Source organism: Streptomyces sp. NBC_00986 (assembly GCF_045162565.1).
Classification (GTDB): domain Bacteria; phylum Actinomycetota; class Actinomycetes; order Streptomycetales; family Streptomycetaceae; genus Streptomyces.
This window is the reverse complement of the sequence record NZ_CP108733.1, coordinates 5,418,142-5,434,414: the sequence shown is the minus strand read 5'-3', so window position 1 is coordinate 5,434,414 and position 16,273 is coordinate 5,418,142. Positions and strand designations below refer to the sequence as shown.

15 protein-coding genes are annotated in these 16,273 nt (G+C 68.8%); 6 read left to right on the top strand and 9 right to left on the bottom strand.

Going from position 1 to position 16,273, the window contains the following annotated elements; genetic code table 11:
- The first annotated feature begins 112 nt into the window (after positions 1-112).
- A complete protein-coding gene (locus OG504_RS23955) occupies positions 113-2,011 on the top strand; it encodes an FHA domain-containing protein (RefSeq protein WP_405991661.1) in 1,899 nt (632 codons plus the stop codon).
- Positions 2,012-2,161: 150 nt separating this feature from the next.
- Here OG504_RS23955 and OG504_RS23950 read toward each other — a convergent pair whose 3' ends face one another.
- The 3 genes from OG504_RS23950 to OG504_RS23940 all read right to left on the bottom strand — a co-directional run bounded on the left by OG504_RS23950 (position 2,162) and on the right by OG504_RS23940 (position 5,608).
- A complete protein-coding gene (locus OG504_RS23950; protein ID WP_405991660.1) occupies positions 2,162-3,301 on the bottom strand; it encodes an MBL fold metallo-hydrolase in 1,140 nt (379 codons plus the stop codon).
- Between the two features lie 119 nt (positions 3,302-3,420).
- Positions 3,421-4,374, bottom strand: coding sequence for a sugar ABC transporter substrate-binding protein (locus OG504_RS23945; protein ID WP_405991659.1), 954 nt, complete (start codon positions 4,372-4,374; stop codon positions 3,421-3,423).
- Between the two features lie 340 nt (positions 4,375-4,714).
- Complete coding sequence (locus OG504_RS23940; protein WP_405991658.1) at positions 4,715-5,608, bottom strand: DUF4253 domain-containing protein; 894 nt, start codon at positions 5,606-5,608, stop codon at positions 4,715-4,717.
- A gap of 137 nt (positions 5,609-5,745) precedes the next feature.
- Between OG504_RS23940 and OG504_RS23935 the strand changes: the two genes are divergently transcribed.
- On the top strand, positions 5,746-6,009 hold the full coding sequence (locus tag OG504_RS23935; RefSeq protein ID WP_405991657.1) for a hypothetical protein: 264 nt from the start codon (positions 5,746-5,748) through the stop codon (positions 6,007-6,009).
- A 6-nt stretch (positions 6,010-6,015) separates the two neighbouring features.
- Positions 6,016-6,414, top strand: coding sequence for a barstar family protein (locus tag OG504_RS23930; protein WP_405991656.1), 399 nt, complete (start codon positions 6,016-6,018; stop codon positions 6,412-6,414).
- Positions 6,415-6,537: 123 nt separating this feature from the next.
- On the opposite strand, the gene OG504_RS23925 is transcribed toward OG504_RS23930, so the two are convergent.
- Entirely contained in the window at positions 6,538-6,777 is a 240-nt protein-coding gene (locus OG504_RS23925) for a DUF397 domain-containing protein (protein WP_405991655.1), read from the bottom strand.
- Entirely contained in the window at positions 6,777-7,586 is an 810-nt protein-coding gene (locus OG504_RS23920) for a Scr1 family TA system antitoxin-like transcriptional regulator (RefSeq protein WP_405991654.1), read from the bottom strand. Before OG504_RS23920 ends, OG504_RS23925 begins: the two co-directional genes overlap by 1 nt.
- A 122-nt stretch (positions 7,587-7,708) precedes the next feature.
- Between OG504_RS23920 and OG504_RS23915 the strand changes: the two genes are divergently transcribed.
- Positions 7,709-8,116, top strand: coding sequence for an ATP-binding protein (locus tag OG504_RS23915; protein ID WP_405991653.1), 408 nt, complete (start codon positions 7,709-7,711; stop codon positions 8,114-8,116).
- Positions 8,117-8,203: 87 nt separating this feature from the next.
- A complete protein-coding gene (locus OG504_RS23910) occupies positions 8,204-9,169 on the top strand; it encodes a calcium-binding protein (protein WP_405991652.1) in 966 nt (321 codons plus the stop codon).
- A gap of 16 nt (positions 9,170-9,185) precedes the next feature.
- On the opposite strand, the gene OG504_RS23905 is transcribed toward OG504_RS23910, so the two are convergent.
- The 3 genes from OG504_RS23905 to OG504_RS23895 all read right to left on the bottom strand — a co-directional run bounded on the left by OG504_RS23905 (position 9,186) and on the right by OG504_RS23895 (position 13,309).
- Positions 9,186-11,117 carry a glycosyltransferase family 2 protein gene (locus tag OG504_RS23905; RefSeq protein WP_405991651.1) on the bottom strand — a complete coding sequence of 644 codons (1,932 nt, stop codon included), beginning with the start codon at positions 11,115-11,117 and terminating at the stop codon, positions 9,186-9,188.
- A gap of 606 nt (positions 11,118-11,723) precedes the next feature.
- Entirely contained in the window at positions 11,724-12,536 is an 813-nt protein-coding gene (locus tag OG504_RS23900) for a helix-turn-helix domain-containing protein (protein ID WP_405991650.1), read from the bottom strand.
- Positions 12,533-13,309: a peptidoglycan-binding protein gene (locus tag OG504_RS23895; protein ID WP_405991649.1), complete on the bottom strand. Its 777-nt coding sequence runs from the start codon at positions 13,307-13,309 to the stop codon at positions 12,533-12,535. The genes OG504_RS23900 and OG504_RS23895 overlap by 4 nt, the downstream gene beginning before the upstream one ends.
- A 296-nt stretch (positions 13,310-13,605) precedes the next feature.
- Between OG504_RS23895 and OG504_RS23890 the strand changes: the two genes are divergently transcribed.
- Positions 13,606-14,043: a peptidoglycan-binding protein gene (locus OG504_RS23890; protein ID WP_405991648.1), complete on the top strand. Its 438-nt coding sequence runs from the start codon at positions 13,606-13,608 to the stop codon at positions 14,041-14,043.
- Positions 14,044-14,169: 126 nt separating this feature from the next.
- Here OG504_RS23890 and argS read toward each other — a convergent pair whose 3' ends face one another.
- Complete coding sequence (gene argS / locus OG504_RS23885) at positions 14,170-15,939, bottom strand: arginine--tRNA ligase (RefSeq protein WP_405991647.1); 1,770 nt, start codon at positions 15,937-15,939, stop codon at positions 14,170-14,172.
- Between the last annotated feature and the right edge of the window lie 334 nt (positions 15,940-16,273).

Genomic DNA, 16,273 nt, shown 5'->3' with positions numbered 1-16,273 from the left:
GGCGAGTTGGACACGGAGTTGACCGCGTCGACCGCTAGGAATACTTGATGGCGCAAGTATAGAGTTGATCGTCACAGCGCTGCTGATGTCATCGCCCCTGGAAGGAAGTGTCATGGCACCGGTGCTCGTCGGACGTGAGGGTCTGCTGGCGGGAGAGCGCATCCCGATGGTCGACACCCGCGTCACCTTCGGACGCAACGCGGGGAACACGGTCGTCATCGCCAGCCCGAGCGTCTCGCGTTTCCACGCGGAGATCGTCTTCGACCAGGACGAGGGCTACGTCCTGCGCGACTGCGGCAGCAGCAACGGCACGCAGGTCAACGGGGAGGAGGTGGAGGCCCGCCTGCTGCAGCCCGGTGACGAAATCACCATCGGGGACCAGGAGTTCCGCTTCGAGGTCGCCGACGCCATGCAGACCCTGATGGCGCTCAACCTCCCTCGCTCCGTGACCCACCCGGAGGAAGAGGGCTCGCTGTTGCGGGTCACGGTCGTGGGCGGCGGCCCCGTCGGGCTGTCCATGGCCCTGCTCCTCGAACACTTCCTCGGCGCGCAGGTGAAGATCACGGTCTACGAGGGCCGTTGGCGCAAGGACGGCCGCCGCGTCGTCTGGAAGAGCGAGGCCGAGGGCAATGTGCGGCGCCAGCAGGTGGTGACGGTGCAGAGCCGGCAGTATCTCGCCTGGCCGCAGTACGTCCAGGAGCGGCTCTTCGACCCCGAGCACTACACCGAGATGTGGCCGTCCGGCCCGGACTCGATCGGCGACCACCACCCGCGCAACATGCGGATCGCCTACATCGAGGACAAGCTGCTGGAGCTGGCGAACGAGAAGCGGGACCGAATACGCCTGATACCGGCCAAGTTCGACCCGGCGGATCAGCGCGACGAACTCGCCTCGCAGCATGTCCTCGCGATCTGCGACGGCGGCCGGTCGCGCACCCGGGAGCACTTCGCGGCGCGGTTCGGCAAGGCGGACGAGTCGATCTACTCCCTCGACGGGGTCCATCTGCGGGACGTGGTCCTCGGGCTGAGGGTGAAGTCGGAACTGCCCGACCCCATGGCGATCCTGCTGACGGTTGCTCAGAACCGGTTCCTGCTCAACTCGTTGCGCGGCGAGGGCTTCCTCAACATGCGGCTGACCGACACCGAGTTGGGGGAGGTCATCGGCATCGACCCGGTCCGCCGGGTCTTCGAGGAGTGCATCGCCTCCCGCCCGTGCCTGATGAACCGCGACGAGCACGGCGACTTCCAGTGCGCCACCCACGGCACGCTCTTCCTGCCCGCGCTCATCAAGGGATCGCCCTTGTGGAAGCGCGTGCACGAGGGGCTGCGGCTCTTCGACGTCTCGGACCAGGATCTGTCCGCGGTCACCAGCTTCCGGCTGGACATGGTCCAACGCCCGCGTTTCTCCGCCGAGTTGCTGCCCCCGACCGTCAACTCGCCCGGCACGTACGGCTTCCTGCTCGGCGACGCGGCCAACGCGATCCACTTCTGGCCGGGCCGGGGCCTCAACAGCGGCCTGGCGTCGGCCATTTCGCTGGCCCGCTCCCTCAACAGCGCCTGGAACGGGCGGCCGTTCCGCGACGCGGACTTCCTACGGCACGAAGCCGCGATGTCGATGCTCCAGTACCGGCACAAGAGCCGCGCCTGGAAGGCCATGGTCACCACCGACGACCAGGGCGTCACCTGGGCCATCAAGGACATCATCGACCACGGCATCGACGGGATCGCGGAGGAGCCGGACCGCGAGGCGGACACGGCCACGCTGCTGGCCCGCATGGCGGCGATCCGCGACCGGCTCGCGCCCCGGCTGGCGGGCATGCCGGACGACGAGGCGATCCTCGAACGCCTCCAGACCCTGGAGTCCAGGACCCTGCGCATGCTCGTCCTCAGCGGTGCGTGGGACACCCTGACGATGGGCGGTGAGGAGGTCGACATCGACATCTTCTACGGCCAGGACTCGACGGCGGCGGCCGCGGCGGTGGAGGCGCTGGAGTCGGCGACGCAGCAGTGACCGGGGTTCGTCCGGCGACCTCTTCGGCCGGCGCGCCACCCCTGACCGCCGCCATCTCCCGCTCCACGGCCGCGTGTTGACCTGGAGGCGGGCCGACGGGGCGGTGGGCGAGCGGGAGTTGAACGGGCGGTCAGGGGACGGCGGCTCGGCTCAGGTGGTCTTGCGTCGGCGTACCGGCAGGTTCAGCAGGTCCGTGCCCAGCATCATCGGTCCGCCGAAGCCCGCCGTGCGGGCGCTGTCGCGGAGCAGGCTCCGCCAGGTCGTGTCGGAGACGGCGGTCGACTGGCCCGGGCTGATGTGGGTGGCGAGCAGTGTCCGGACTCCGGCCTCGGCGGCGATCCGGCCGAGGTCGGCGACGTCCGTGTGGACGGAGAGGATGTGGTCGATCAGCGCCTGGGGCAGGCCGAGACTCGCGAGCCCCGCCGGGTACAGGGCCTCGTGGACCAGGACGTCCGCCCCTGCCGCGAGTGTGATGATGTTCGGGGTCGGCGCCGTGTCGCCGGAGAAGACGACGCTTCCGTTGTCGGTGTCGAAGCGGTAGGCGTAGGCGGGGAACACCGCGCCGTGCGGGACGAGGACGGCGGTGACCTTCATGTCGTCGTTCTCCATGACCGTGAACGGCGCCATGGCCGGCGCGGAGTTCGTCGCCGAGGCACCGGCACTCGACGGCGGCAGCACGTCGTGGACGTTGAGCATGGTCGCCGGGTCGATGCCGGCGTGCTCGGTCATGAAGAAGGTCGGTGAGGCCGCGTACGCTTGACCGGCCAGCTTCGTCATCTCGACGGTGCCCGGCAGGAGCCCGGGGGCGCCGGTGACCGTCGAGGCGATACCCGCGGAGCCGGGGCCGTAGACGTCGATCGGAGTCTGGAAGCCCTGCACGCCCGCGACGCCCGCCGACAGCATCGGGAAGGAGTAGTAGTCGACGATGTGGTCGGCGTGCAGGTGGGTGAGGAAGATCCCGGACAGGGCCGGCATGGACAGTCCGGCGCGCAGGTACTGGGTCACCGCTCCGCGTCCGCAGTCGACCACATACGTCTTGCCGTTGACCGTCAGTGCGGACGATATGCCGTACCGGGTCGCCAGGGGCGGCGGGCCGCCGTTGGTGCCGAGCAGGGTCACGGACAGACCCGTCGAGGAGGCCGCCGTCGACGTCGTCGACGTGGCCGCGACAGCCGACGAGCTGCCCAGCAGTGGCACGGCGGCGGTCGCGGCGGCGGCCGCGGCCGCGACCGCCAGCACAGTCCTGCGCGACGTCGAGGTGGTGTTGGATTCGTTCGTGCAATCACACATGACGGGTAAGCCCCTTTGTTGCTCGGATGGTGTGCTGCCGCAGTCGTCTGCCGCCACAAGTCGGCCTTCGACGCCGGGTTCTGCGTGGTCCACGTCGGTGACGGGTGCTGTCCTGACGATCAGCCGTCCGTGTCGCAGTAGATGTGTGCGGTGTCCGCGTTGCCCTTGGTCACCAGGCGGACGGTGACGCGTGCGATCTTGTTCTTCTCCTCCTTGCGCAGGAGGCCGAGCGTGTGGGTCACCGCCAGGGCTCCCAGGTCCTGGACCGAGTTGGACACGGTCGCCGCGAACTTCCCGCTCTTGAGGGCGGCGAGCCCCGGATCGGTCCCGTTGACGGTCACGATCTTCACGCTCTGCGCGCCCGCCGCGTCGAAGGCCTGACGCGCGCCGAAGGCCATGTCCTCGTTGGCGACGAACGCGTACTGGATGTCGGGGTGGTCCTGGATCAGCTTCGCCGCGGCGGCCTTGGCCTTCGGCTGGTTGTACATGCCCAGCTCTTCGCCCACCACCTGCACGTTCGCCGGCAGGTTCTTGGTGAATCCGGCGACCATCATGTCGGACGACGTGCTCCCGTCGCCGGAGATGACACCGGCCTTGACGGACTTGCCGGCGGCGTCGTCGCCGACCCATTGGGCGTCCAACTTGCCGATACCGGTCAGGTCGCCGACGGCGGCGCCGAGGATCTTGCTGTCGTCCGCGGGCATCAAGGCGATCAGGAAGATGGGTACGTGGGCCTTCTGCGCCGTGGCGATGTCGGCGTTCAGCGCGCTGGCGTCCACGCTGATCAGGATGATGGCGTCGACCTTGTCCGCGATCATGCGCCGCACGTTGCGCAGTTCCGCCGACTTGCTCCCGTTCGAGTTGGCGGTCACCACTTTTGACAGGTTGTTCTGCGTGGTCGTCGTGACCGCTGTCTGCAGGCAGGTGTGGTACGGGTCAGTGCCCCCGTTGATGAACCCCAGAACGGTAGGTCCCTTGGAGGAGACGGTGTTGTCCGGGACCAGGGAGCATCCGCCGGCCAGGAGGGCAAGGCCTAAGGCGGCGGTGAGAACAGGTCTGCTGGATCTGGGCATGCGAAAGGAGCCTTTCTGCCGTGCGCGACGTCGATGTCGGGACCGGTACCGCCCTGATGAGCAGCCGTGCTCACGAGGCTCACCTTCATCGGCGTCGTGTCCGTCACGCTACTGGATCGATTTAGTGGAGAGCGGCGAAATCCTATGACGCGTGCGGGACTTGAGGGTGCGGAAGCGCAAACTCTGTGTTCGTTCGGTGTTTGCTCGCGCGAGAAAGCCGGCCGACGACCGCGGCACCACGACGAGGGCCGCCTGGCAGTCGTCCGGTTCGCACCCCGAACTGCCGAGCGGCCCTGCTGTCACGCGTCTTCGCTGAGGTCGTTCAGATTGCCCAGCCCGGTCAGTCCCACCAGAAGGACCACACCTGCTGGTTGAGCACGTCGTGCTGGGCGTACGCGCGCAGGGTCTCGTGATGGCCCTGGGTGATGTTGTCCGAGCAGAAGGCGAAGTGCTCGGCGGCGATGGCCTCGGCCTCCTCCTGGGTGGTCGGCGGGGCCGCGACCGACAGCACCAACTGGTCGGAGGTGAGCGCCACGACCCGTATGCCGAAGCGGTCCTCCCAGGAGCGCAGGACGGCACAGAGCCGGGCCACGTCCCCCTCGTAGTTGATCTGTCCGGTCCAGCCGATCGCCGCCGGGATGTCGGCACTGCGGCGGGCCGGTACGAGGGCGAGGTGCGGTTCCTTGAGCCAAGAACCGCTCTCCGTAAGGGAGTCGGCGAGTTCGGCGGCGCGGGCGTCCGGGTCGGCGGCCTGTTCCTGCCCGGGTTCCGTGGCGGGCGCGAGCCCCGGCCACTCGGGGCCGTAGGGGGCGATCATCTCGTCGTAGGCGGCCTGCTCGGGGGAGTGCTCGGCGAAGGAGTCCGTGCTGGGACGGTCGGCGTCCGGGGCGAGTTCGTCCGCCGCGTACTCCTCCCAGAACTCCTCCAGGACCTCTTCGGCGTCGTGGTCCCCGGGGTACGACGCCTCGTCGGGCAGCAACTGCCATTCGTCCAGGGCGCCTTGGTCGCCGCCGAGGTCCAACAGCACGGGGAGCAGCCCGGCGGCCCGGCGCGCGGGCTGGAGGGCGTCGTAGTCCCCGGGCCTCGCCGGCTCGTCCGCACACCACAACAACGGTTCGTCCGCCGGGCCTTCGGCGGTCACGTCGATCAGACTCCCGGCGGGGAGTTCAAGCCCGAGCGAACTGCCGCTCGGGTCGGCCGCCAGGGTCGGCAGCGGGTTGGGAAGGGTCGCCATGCCGAAAACTGTAGAGGCGGGCACTGACAGTCGGGGCGCGGGGAGTTGTCCGGGGGCGGCTCTGCCAAGCTGGTCAGCCGGGTCGGCCGCGTCAGCAGGTGGGCGATCGGAGCCCGGCATGAAAGGCGGTGACGAGGGTGACTCGTAGCGTTCCAGTGGAACTGGCAGGGTTCACCGAGCTGTTTCGGGACCTGGAGGAGTACGTCGTCTCGCTGGACCGGGTGTTGTCGCGCATCGGTGCGGGGGAGGATCCCCGCGTACTGCTCGGGTACGTCGTGGAGTTCGGCCTCCCCGCACGGCTGGCTCGCGCTCGTGGTTTCGTCGGCGATGCCCTGGAATCCGTCATCGGAGCGGAAGCGCTGGAAGCGATCGCTGATCAGGTCGAGGGGTACAGGGGGTGACTGCCCATGGCCGTGTACGACTTCACCCGGCGTGAGGAGCCGTGGGTCGTCATCGCTCCGCAGGACGACCCGCTGCTGGAGCGGCAATTGATCGCCCTGGAGGAACAGGGCGGGCTCGTCTTCCACCTGTCCGCCGAGCAACTGGCCACGCAGGAAGGCGTGTTCGCCGCGTTCGCCCGGACGCTGGAGTCTCCTGGCTACTTCGGCCGCGACTGGGACGCGATGGTCGACTGCCTGGACGATCTGCACAGGTCCTGGCACGGCGGCAGGGGAGTCGCGGTCGTCGTCCGCGACGCGGACCTGTTGCTGGACGCCGGTCATCCGCGCCTGTTCGTCTCCCGTACCGCGTCGACGGGGGACTTCGCTTCAAGGCTGACGGGCGCGAGGGGTGTTGCCCTCGGCTGAGGCCTGCCGGACGGGACCCTGTTGGCGGAAGTGTGACACTTTGGCGCGGAGTGTCACACTTCTGCGGGTCACCTTGCGGGAGGGGCGAGCGTTCCCGGGCATCGCTCAGCCTGGACTTGTCGACTACCGGGTGGCGGTGAACGCAGCCCAGGCGGCGGGGGCGAGTTGGAGCGTCGGCCCGTCGGCTTCCGGGTTCTTGGAGTCGCGGATGTGGATGGTGTGGGGGCAGGCGGCCACCTCGACGCACTGGCCGCCTTCGCTACCGCTGTACGTCGACTTCCGCCAGGCGTAGGCGACTTCGAGGCAGGCGCCGCCGTCGCTGTTGCTGTAGCTCGACTTGAACCACTGAAGTGCGGTGCTCATTACTCTCCCAGCAGACGGTCCAGCAGGCTTCTGGAGTCCTCAATGGTGAGGGCCTGCGTCCGCAGCATTGCATATCTGCGGGTGAGGATGGACACCTCATCAGGGTCGGAAACCCACTGACTGCCGCGCTGGGAGTCGGTGTAGGCGAGGTGCTGGTGATCGGGCGTCTCCAAGAGGATGAAGGGGCCCGCGTCGCCGACATGCGAGGTCCGATTCAGCGGAAGGATCTGGAGGGACAGGCCCGGGAGTTCGGAGTATTCGCGCAGCGCGCGGAGTTGGTCGAGGTGTGTCTCACGACCCCCGTTGGGCCAGAGCAGGGCCGGCTCCCAGATGACGAAGCTCATCGTCGGTGGCACCTTGCGCTGCATGATCTCCTGGCGGCTGAGGCGACCCGCGAGCTTCGTTTCCAACTCCTCTTCGTCGTAGGCCGGAATACGACTGCTCAGCAGCGCGCGGGCGTACGCCTCCGTCTGGAGGAGGCCGGGGACGACCAGCGCGTCGTACCAGGACAGGGAGATGGCCTCGCGCTCCTGCCGCACGTACTCCTCGGCGTAGAGGGGGAATTGGTCGATCTCCGGCAGATTGTCGACCCCCGCTTCCAACGTCCCCTTCGTGCCGAGGATCCTGTCCAGCGTCTTTGCGAGCGACGGCATCAGCCGGCGCCTGCCCTGCTCGACCGACGCGATGGTCTCCTCGTCGACCAACGCCCGCTCGGCGAGCTGGCGTTGCGTTAACCCGGCGGCCATGCGGGCCGCTTTCACCTGTGCGCCCAGCAGCCGCATCGTCGAGCGGTTCTTCTTGGAGTTCATGCTGTGGTGCTCCCCACATCCACCCGTTCCGGACCCCGCACGAACCCGTACTCCGCCCGTACAAAAAGGAGTCCAGGGCTCACGCCCTGTCAACAGTAGTGACGCTACGCAACTCTTGTCCCGTGAACCTGAGTGAGAAGTTCTTCCGGCGCGAACGCCGGTCCGTTCCCGCCGCGAGGCAGTTCACTCACGCGTACCTCGCGGAGTGGGGACTCGCGGGGACCGAGCGCGGCGCCGATGTGCTGGTGTGCGTAAGCGAGTTGGCGACCAACGCGCTGGTGCACGGGGTGCCGCCGGGGCGTCAGTTCCGGCTGTTGCTGCGGTGCGACGGGTACTCGTTGCGGGTCGAGGTGCATGACAGCGGGGGTGGTGTTCCGCGTCTCGACACCCACCCCGACGACACCGACGAGGGTGGGCGCGGGCTGCTGCTCGTATCGGCGCTCGCCGACAAGTGGGGCGTGGGGGAACGGGACTTCGGCAAGGTGGTGTGGGCCGAGTTCGACACTGAACAGTGCCCGACGGAACCGTGAACTCCGCAAATCAGGGCACAACCCTCCACCCGTACCGGCGGTCACTCGTGATTGTCGGAATCCCCTGCTTCACACGGAGGTTGTGCCATGTCGGCTCCCCGCATCAGTCGCAGAACCCTGCGCGCCGCCTCGGCCGTAGGCCTGGCCGTCGGCGCCGGGCTGGCCGTGACCGTCGCCCTGCCCACCGGCGCGGGGGCCGCGACGGCGTCGGCGACCGTGACGAAGACCGGCGACGGGCGGCTCGCGTACACGGCGGCGCCCGGCCAGACCAACAAGGTGAGCGTCAGGGCGACGTCGAAGGACGGCGTCCACATCGCCTACGTCATCGACGACGTGGTCCCGGTCGGCATCGCGGCCGGCGTCCCCTGCACCCACCCCACCGCTGCGGACCTCACCAGGATCTCCTGCGAGGTCACCGGCAGGACGAGCGGCAACCCGTACGCCGTCCTCCTGATGTCCCTCGGCGACGGCAACGACACCGTCGCCTACGACAACGCCACCGGCCAGGTCCGCAACTCGGCCCTGCTGAGCCTGGGTTCGGGCAACGACAGGGCGACCGACACGGGCAAGGTCGATGGCAACGAGATCGACGGCGAGGCGGGCAACGACACCATCACGGCGGGCACGAACGCGCTCGTCTTCGGCGACGCGGGCAACGACACGATCCACATCGGCGCCCGGTCCTACGCGTCGGGCTGGACCGGTACCGACACCCTCTACGCCACCGGCGACGGCAGCCGCGTGGACGCGGGCGCGGGCAACGACCTCGTCTACGGCGGCCCGGGCCGCCAGGAGCTGTACGGCGAGGCCGGCAACGACAGGATCAGCAGCGGCACCGGAAACGACCTCCTGTACGGGGGCACCGGCAACGACCTCGTGTACGGCAGCGTCGGCAACGACACGATCTACGGCAACGAGGGCGACGACACCCTGTACGGGAACAGCGGCGCCGACACGATCTACGGCAACAGCGGCAACGACAAGCTGTACGGCGGCACGGGCCGCGACACGCTCTCGGGTGGGCCGGGCCGGAACGTCGTCCACCAGGACTGACCCGAGCCGAACTCCCTTACGTCCCCGGCTTCCCCAACTTCCGTCGCACCCGCCGCACTTGACGGTTGTCCCCGACGGAGTCGAGGAGGCGTCGCCCGCTCCCGGCCTCGTACGCCGGGCCCTCCAGGCGGAGCACCGTGCCGTCGCGCACGACCGCGTACGCGAGCGGGCCGGTCGTCTTCGGGAGGGTGACCGGGTGGCGGCCGGAGGGGAGCTTCAGGCGGGCGGGGAGGCGGAGTCGGGCCGTGGTGGCGTCGGGGGTGGGGAGCAGTTCGGCGGTCACCGCGAGTGTCGCCACAGTGACCTTCACGCGGGCGGGGGCGGAGTCCGCCGTAGCCGCCAGGTACGGCAGGGGGAGTGAACTCCCCTCACCCCGCTCGGAGTTGGTCGCGGCGACCGCGGCCGTGTCGGGGCCGAGCTTGCGCTGGCGCTGGTCGATGTCGAGGGCGAGCTGGCCCTTGACCGTCCAGTACGGCAGCGCGAGCCGGCCACCCGTCAGCGCGGGACCCGCCGCCGGGCCCTCGCCCGTCACGCGCACCATCCGGTCCACGCCCAGCAGTTGGACGTACGCCCACACGTCGTGCACCCCGCGCTCCAACGGCCGGCCGCCCGCCAACCGCTCGGGGTCCAGGGACAGTTGTCCGGAGGCGACGACCTGCGAACGGCCGTCCCCGAGGGGCTTCAGCCGTACCTCCAGGTCGCCCTCCGGGTACCACCAGTCCTCGCGGTCCCGGTCCTTCACCACGAGCTCCGCGTACGCGAGCCGGAAGGGGTCGGCGACCTCCCAGCCGTCCTCCGTCCCCGGCACGCCTTCCAGCAACTCCGGGTCCAGGTACTGCTTTCCGTCCCGCTCGACGAGGACGAGGGGCTCGCCGTCACCGCGCAGCAGGTCCAGCGTCACGTCGGCGACCAACCGGCCGTTCTCCCAGCGTAGTTCACCGATCTCGCTGCGGGCCTTGACCTCGCGGACGCGCTCCGCGAGGGCGACGGCGCCGTCGAAGTCACCGGCCTCCAGCAGCGTGGCGCGCAGCCGGGACACCGCGGGGAGGCCTTCTCGTACGGCCGCGGGGAACTCGGTCAGTGCCAGTTCCCGGGCCGCCTCGAAGCGGGGGCGTTGCTCGGCCGGGTCCTCGCGGAGGATCTCCGGCTCGCGGGCGCGGGAGAGGATCTCCACGTGGTAGTTGCGGTGCAGCAGTCGGTTCTGGAGTGCGTCGAGGTCGTCCGAGGGCGTGGTGCCGTCCTTGATCTGGCGGACGATGGTGCGGACATTGGGCCAGAACCCGAACCGGGGATGGAACCGGTGCTGGGTGTTGTTGCCGCCGTCGTCCCGCTTCATCCAGTAGTAGACGGGATAGTCGGCGAGGACCGATATGCGCTCGGCCTTCAGATAGGCGGCGCTGACGAACAACATGTCCTCGAAGAACCACGGCCCTTCCGGGAACCGCAGTCCGTGTTCCTCGACGAAGGCCCGCCGGAACATCTTGTGCGGGGTCATGCTCTGCATGAGTTCGTCGTTCTCGATGGTGCAGGCATCCACCGTGTGCCGGAACAGTCGCCGGGGCCGCACCATCGTGCTGGACATCTTGCCGAGGACCACGTCCGCGTCGTTCCGCTTCGCGTGCTCGTACAGCCGCTCCAGGGCCTCCGGCCCGAGCGTGTCGTCGTGGTCGACGAATTGGATGTACTCGCCCTTGGCGTGTTTCATGCCGAGATTGCGGGGCGCGCCCGGCCAGCCCGAGTTCGGTCGGGTATGCACCTGGACGTTCGGGTGTGTGCCCGCGAGCTTCTCCAGCCTGCCCAGCGTGTCGTCGGTCGAGCCGTCGTCGACGTAGAGCACCTCGTACTCGTCGGAGGGCAGGCTCTGCCCGAGCAGTGACGGCGCGCACTCGTCGATGTATTTCCCGGTGTTGTACACGGGAACGATCACACTGACTTTGACTCTCGACATTCCCCGGACCCTTTACTCAATTCGCTCGGCGACGTCGAGAGTGAATTCGACATTCGACGGAAAGGTGAGGGCCGAAGTTTCATTTTGCGCAGGGAAAGCCACTTGGCGACCTCATGAACTTACCACGACCTTACCGTACCCGTCATGTGTAAATTTGGTGAAGTGCCGGTCGGTTGCCTCGGCCTGCGGTGTGAGTGGTCGGGAGTTTTGTCCGCATTGGTCACTGAAAGGTGACTTCTTGATCGCCGTCGCGTGAAAAGCCAAGATAGTCACAGCCTGTGTATCTGCTGTGCGCATACAGTTTTCGAATTCCCCTTGACGCCCTTTGTCTCGCTCGTATTAAGTCTCCTCTTACGTCATTCATAGGGTGGTCTTACCTGGGTGCTACGGGGTCGTGACATCGGCGTCGCCACGGTGAACGGCGCCCAGGGGCGCGGGGCTCGTGCGGGTCGTCCTCGGGGGCGGCAAGGGGGGCTCCAAGGCCTCTTCGGTGACACGCCCCTGCCTTTCCATGGTTCCGGCGAGCCCACCTGGTGGGACCGGTTCCTCGGTTCTTTCTGAGCGGTCTCAGGTGTCGAGTTCCGCAATGTCGACGGTGGGCTCGGTTCAGTGCACGCGTCCGTCAAAGCATTCCTGCTTCCCGCCCCCTGCTGGCCGGAAGCACGCCCGCACCACCGTCCCCGGCGCCGTCACCGCCATCAGCGTGTACACATACGACTCCGCGTCCACGGCGTTGCCCACCTCCGCGCCGTGCGCCGCTCCCGCTCGGCCCGGGACGCTCAGCTCGATGCGGTCGCCGGTGTGGCCGCCCCAGGTGCGGGCCCAGGTCGTGCCGCACTCCCGGCTGTGGCGGAGTTCCATCCAGGCGCCGGTGGCCGTCCGGTGCTGGGCGACGGTGTCCGGCTGGGCGGCGCAGCGCATGGCGATCGGGCTGCGGCCCTCGCAGGCCGCGCCGTGGCAGCCCGGGCCGTCGGGGGCGGCTGTGGTGGCGGCGGTGGGGGAGAGAGGGTCGGACGCGCGGGAGTCGGGGAGCAGGAGCAGGGCGAGGACCACGGCGGTCACGGCCACCGCGCAGACGGACGCGAGGACCGCGAGGGTCACGACGCCGCGTTGCTCCTGAACCGGGGGCGGGGAGGTGGGCGTTGGGGGTGCCGCCGTTGCCGTTGGTGGCCGGCCTTGGTTCGTCGCCCCGCGCCCGCTCGCCTCCGCCTCCGCGATCTCCCACAGCGCCACACATCGGCCCACCGGTTCACCCGCGAGCCGGCACAGCTCCTCCACCGCCTCCCTCGGGGGCAGCGTCTTGCCGTTGAGGTACCGCTCCCAGGACGACTTGCTGTACGGCGTCTTCGCGGCGAGGGCCGCCAGGCTGAGGCCGGTGGCGGTTCGCAACTCCCTCAGTGCAGAGGTCAGTTGGTTCATCCCCGGAGGGCCTTCCAGGTGTGCGGGCCGACCATGCCGTCCACGACGAGGCCGGACCGCTTCTGGAACGCCTTGACCGCGTGTTCCGTCAGCGGGCCGAAGATCCCGTCGATGCCGCCCGGCGATATCCCCGCCCTGCGCAGCAGACACTGCGCCTCGGCGACATCGGGCCCGGTGTCGCCCACGGCCAGATTCTCCTGCTGGGTACGGCTGTTGCCCGCGTACCAGTGGCCGTCGGTCCGCCGGATCCGGCAGGGGTACGGCGACGCGGCCGTCGGCGCGGCGAGCGGGGCCGCCGATCGGGTCGTGGCCGTACTCGAAGCCGTAGAGGCGCCGCTGTTGTCGGCGTCCATGATGCGGACCGTCACCAGCACCGCCGACGAGACCGCCAGGACCAGGGTCACCGAGCCCGCCACCAGCGCGATGCGCAGGGCGCGTCGCTCGGGGGACCGGGGGGCCGGCTCCGGTGACGGCAAGTGGCCTGAAACCAGGGGTTGTTCGGGCGTGGCCGTCCAGCCCTCCGCCGCCACCTCCCGCAGTGCCAGCAGGCGGGCAGGGTCCTCGCCGCAGACCCGGGCGAGGGCCTCCAGCGCCTCGGCGGGCGGCAGGGAACGGGCGCCCAGATACCGTTCCCAGGACTTCGCGCTGTACCCCGTCCTCGACGCCAACTGCCGGATGCTCAGGCCGCTGTGGTCCTTCAGCCGGCGCAGGCGTACCACCAACTGCCGTACGCGCGGGTCGAGTTCCGCGGGCAGCGCCTTCCAACGCGACATGTGTTCCCCCCACTTCGCGTTCAGGGGCCGGGGTCAGCGGTCCCTGTCGCGTCGCATTCTGCATCACTGACACCGCATCGCACGGTTATTCGGTTCCAGCGCGCGGGGGGAATCGGCCATGGTCCGCAAGGGACCGTCAGGCGTCCCGTCCCACCGTCCCGACTGTCGGTGTCCTCGCAGGTCAGATTGGGTGGTGTCCCGTCGAGACGTCACTTCGGCGGCGACTGTGGCGGGGCGGCCCGGGCGGGCCGCAGTCTCGTTCCAGCACGACGACCGACTACCTGAAAGAGGAACGCATGCGACCGAATGTCGTGGCCAGGACCCTCGTCAGCCTCACCGCCGTCGCCGGTATCGCGGTCGGGGGCGTCGCGTTCGCCGCCCCCAGCTTCGCCGCGCCGGCCGCCTCCGTACAGGCGTCCGACGTCTCGATCCAGGCGGTGCAGAACTTCGGCCTCACCACCGCCGAGGCGAAGAAGGTGCAGAACTGGCTGCACACGTACTGGGGTTACACCGACACCGTCGACGGACAGCTCGGCCCGAACAGCTGGAAGGCGTTCCAGCGCAACCTCCAGACCTACTGGGGCTACACCGGCGCCATCGACGGCGACCCCGGTGTCAACACCATCAAGGCGCTCCAGCGGCTGCTGCAGAACTGGGGCTACACCGGCGCGATCGACGGCGACGCGGGCTCCGGCACCCGGGCCGCGTTCAAGAACTTCGCCAACGGCATCTGAGCCGACGGCCTTTGGCGGCAAGGACCCTTGACGGCAAAGGCCGTTCATGAAAGTGGCCCGCCCTCCCGGGGGAGAGGGCGGGCCACAATCACAGGTGCCTTCTGAACATCTGCCTTCTGGACACCCTTACAGCTTCTCCGGCGTCCTGATCCCCAGCAGCGCCATGCCCCGCTGCAACGTCCGCGCCGTCAAGTCCACCAGGAACAGGCGGTTCTCGACGACCTCCGGGGCGTTGTCCGGGGACAGCACGTGGCACTGGTCGTAGAACGTCGTGAGGGTGGACGCCAGTTGGTACAGGTACGCCGTCAGCTTGTGCGGGGCGTACTCCTTGGCGGCCTCCGCCACGACCTCGCTGAACTGGTCCAGGTGGAGGCCCAACGCGCGCTCCGCCGGGGCCAGTTCGAGCTCCGGGTGGGCAACCGGGCGGGCCTCGCCCGCCTTGCGGAGGATGGACTGGATGCGGGCGTAGGCGTACTGGAGGTACACCGCCGTGTCGCCGTTCAGGGAGACCATCTGGTCCAGGTCGAACTTGTAGTCACGGACCGCGGACGTCGACAGGTCGGCGTACTTCACCGCGCCGATGCCCACGTAGCGGCCGTTGTCGATGATCTCCTGCTCGGTCAGGCCGACCTTCTCCGCCTTGTCCCGCACGACCGCCGTGGCGCGCTGGACCGCCTCGTCGAGGAGGTCCTCCAGCTTCACCGACACACCCTCACGCGTCTTGAACGGCTTGCCGTCCTTGCCGAGGATCGTGCCGAAGGCCAACTGGTACGCCGTGACGTCGTCGTTGAGCCAGCCGGCCCGCCGTGCGGTCTCGAAGACCATCTTGAAGTGCAGGGACTGGCGGACGTCGACGACGTAGAGGAGCGAGGTCGCCTTGAGGTTGAAGACCCTGTCCCGGATCGCCGACAGGTCCGTCGCCGCGTAGCCGTAGCCGCCGTCGGACTTGCGGACGATCAGGGGGACACGGTTGCCGTCCGGGCCCTTGATGTCGTCGAAGAACACGCACAGCGCGCCGTCCGAGATCTCCGCGACGCCGGACTCCTCCAGCAGGCGGCACGTCTCGTCCAGCATGTCGTTGTAACCCGACTCGCCGACGATGTCCGCGTCCCGGATCTCCATGTCCAGCTTCTCGAAGACGGAGAAGAAGTAGATCTTCGACTCGTCCACGAACTTCTGCCACGCGGCGAGGGTCTGCGGGTCGCCCGCCTGGAGGTCCACCACCCGGCGCCGCGCCCGCGTCTTGAACTCCTCGTCGGAGTCGAAGAGTTTGCGCGCGGCCTTGTAGAGACGGTCGAGGTTCGACATCGCCTCCTCGCCGGTGACGTCCGTGTCGGCGTGGTCCAACTCGCCCGGGTGCTCGTCCAGATACTGGATCAGCATGCCGAACTGGGTTCCCCAGTCGCCGATGTGGTGCCGCCGGATCACCGACTCGCCGGTGAACTCCAGGAGTTGGACGACCGCGTCGCCGATCACCGCGGAACGGAGGTGACCGACGTGCATCTCCTTCGCCACGTTCGGCTGGGCGTAGTCGATGACCGTCGTGCCGGGGTGGGGGGCGAGGGGGACGCCCAGGCGATCCGTGTCGTCGGCGTAGCGGGCGGCCAGGGTTTCGGTGATCGCCCGGTCGGTGATCGTGACGTTCAGGAAGCCGGGGCCGGAGACCTCGATGTCCTTGATCACGTCGCCGGTGGTCACGTTCGCCACGACCTGGGTTGCCAGCTCCCGGGGGTTGGCCTTGGCCTTCTTCGCGAGGGCGAGGATGCCGTTCGCCTGGAAGTCGGCCCGGTCGCTACGTCGCAGCAGGGGGTCCGCGGCGGCCTCCGGCAGGGTTGCCGTGAGGGCGTTCGCGAGGCGCTGGTGGACTAGGTCGGTGAGCGACGTGACCGGGGTCATGGGGTGGGAGCCGTTCTCCTGGTGGGTTTGGTAGACACGCTCAGTATCCCATGGGGGGTAAAGCCAGTTTTTCGGGTGCGGGCCCGGTGGGGGCTGGTCGCGCAGTTCCCCGCGCCCCTAACGGCATCGGGATTCGCGGGGTGGAGAGGTGCGGGGCGGCGCCTTGGACGGCGGCGCAGCCGCCTTCAAGGGGCGCGGGGCTGCATCGATTTGCGGCTCCGCCGCGCGGGCGCGAGCAGCCCCCACGCACCCGCACCCCGCACACAACCGAAACCACCCACCTCCAACCCGGCCCCACCCACAGTCACGGGCTTGGAAAAGGCGTTTTCGTGGA

Bases quoted from the DNA above. Each gene is read 5' to 3' on its own strand.
- OG504_RS23955 (WP_405991661.1), top strand. From the start codon at position 113: ATGGCACCGGTGCTCGTCGGACGTGAGGGTCTGCTGGCGGGAGAGCGC.
- OG504_RS23950 (WP_405991660.1), bottom strand. From the start codon at position 3,301: ATGTGTGATTGCACGAACGAATCCAACACCACCTCGACGTCGCGCAGG.
- OG504_RS23945 (WP_405991659.1), bottom strand. From the start codon at position 4,374: ATGCCCAGATCCAGCAGACCTGTTCTCACCGCCGCCTTAGGCCTTGCC.
- OG504_RS23940 (WP_405991658.1), bottom strand. From the start codon at position 5,608: ATGGCGACCCTTCCCAACCCGCTGCCGACCCTGGCGGCCGACCCGAGC.
- OG504_RS23930 (WP_405991656.1), top strand. From the start codon at position 6,016: ATGGCCGTGTACGACTTCACCCGGCGTGAGGAGCCGTGGGTCGTCATC.
- OG504_RS23925 (WP_405991655.1), bottom strand. From the start codon at position 6,777: ATGAGCACCGCACTTCAGTGGTTCAAGTCGAGCTACAGCAACAGCGAC.
- OG504_RS23920 (WP_405991654.1), bottom strand. From the start codon at position 7,586: ATGAACTCCAAGAAGAACCGCTCGACGATGCGGCTGCTGGGCGCACAG.
- OG504_RS23910 (WP_405991652.1), top strand. From the start codon at position 8,204: ATGTCGGCTCCCCGCATCAGTCGCAGAACCCTGCGCGCCGCCTCGGCC.
- OG504_RS23905 (WP_405991651.1), bottom strand. From the start codon at position 11,117: ATGTCGAGAGTCAAAGTCAGTGTGATCGTTCCCGTGTACAACACCGGG.
- OG504_RS23900 (WP_405991650.1), bottom strand. From the start codon at position 12,536: ATGAACCAACTGACCTCTGCACTGAGGGAGTTGCGAACCGCCACCGGC.
- OG504_RS23895 (WP_405991649.1), bottom strand. From the start codon at position 13,309: ATGTCGCGTTGGAAGGCGCTGCCCGCGGAACTCGACCCGCGCGTACGG.
- OG504_RS23890 (WP_405991648.1), top strand. From the start codon at position 13,606: ATGCGACCGAATGTCGTGGCCAGGACCCTCGTCAGCCTCACCGCCGTC.
- argS (WP_405991647.1), bottom strand. From the start codon at position 15,939: ATGACCCCGGTCACGTCGCTCACCGACCTAGTCCACCAGCGCCTCGCG.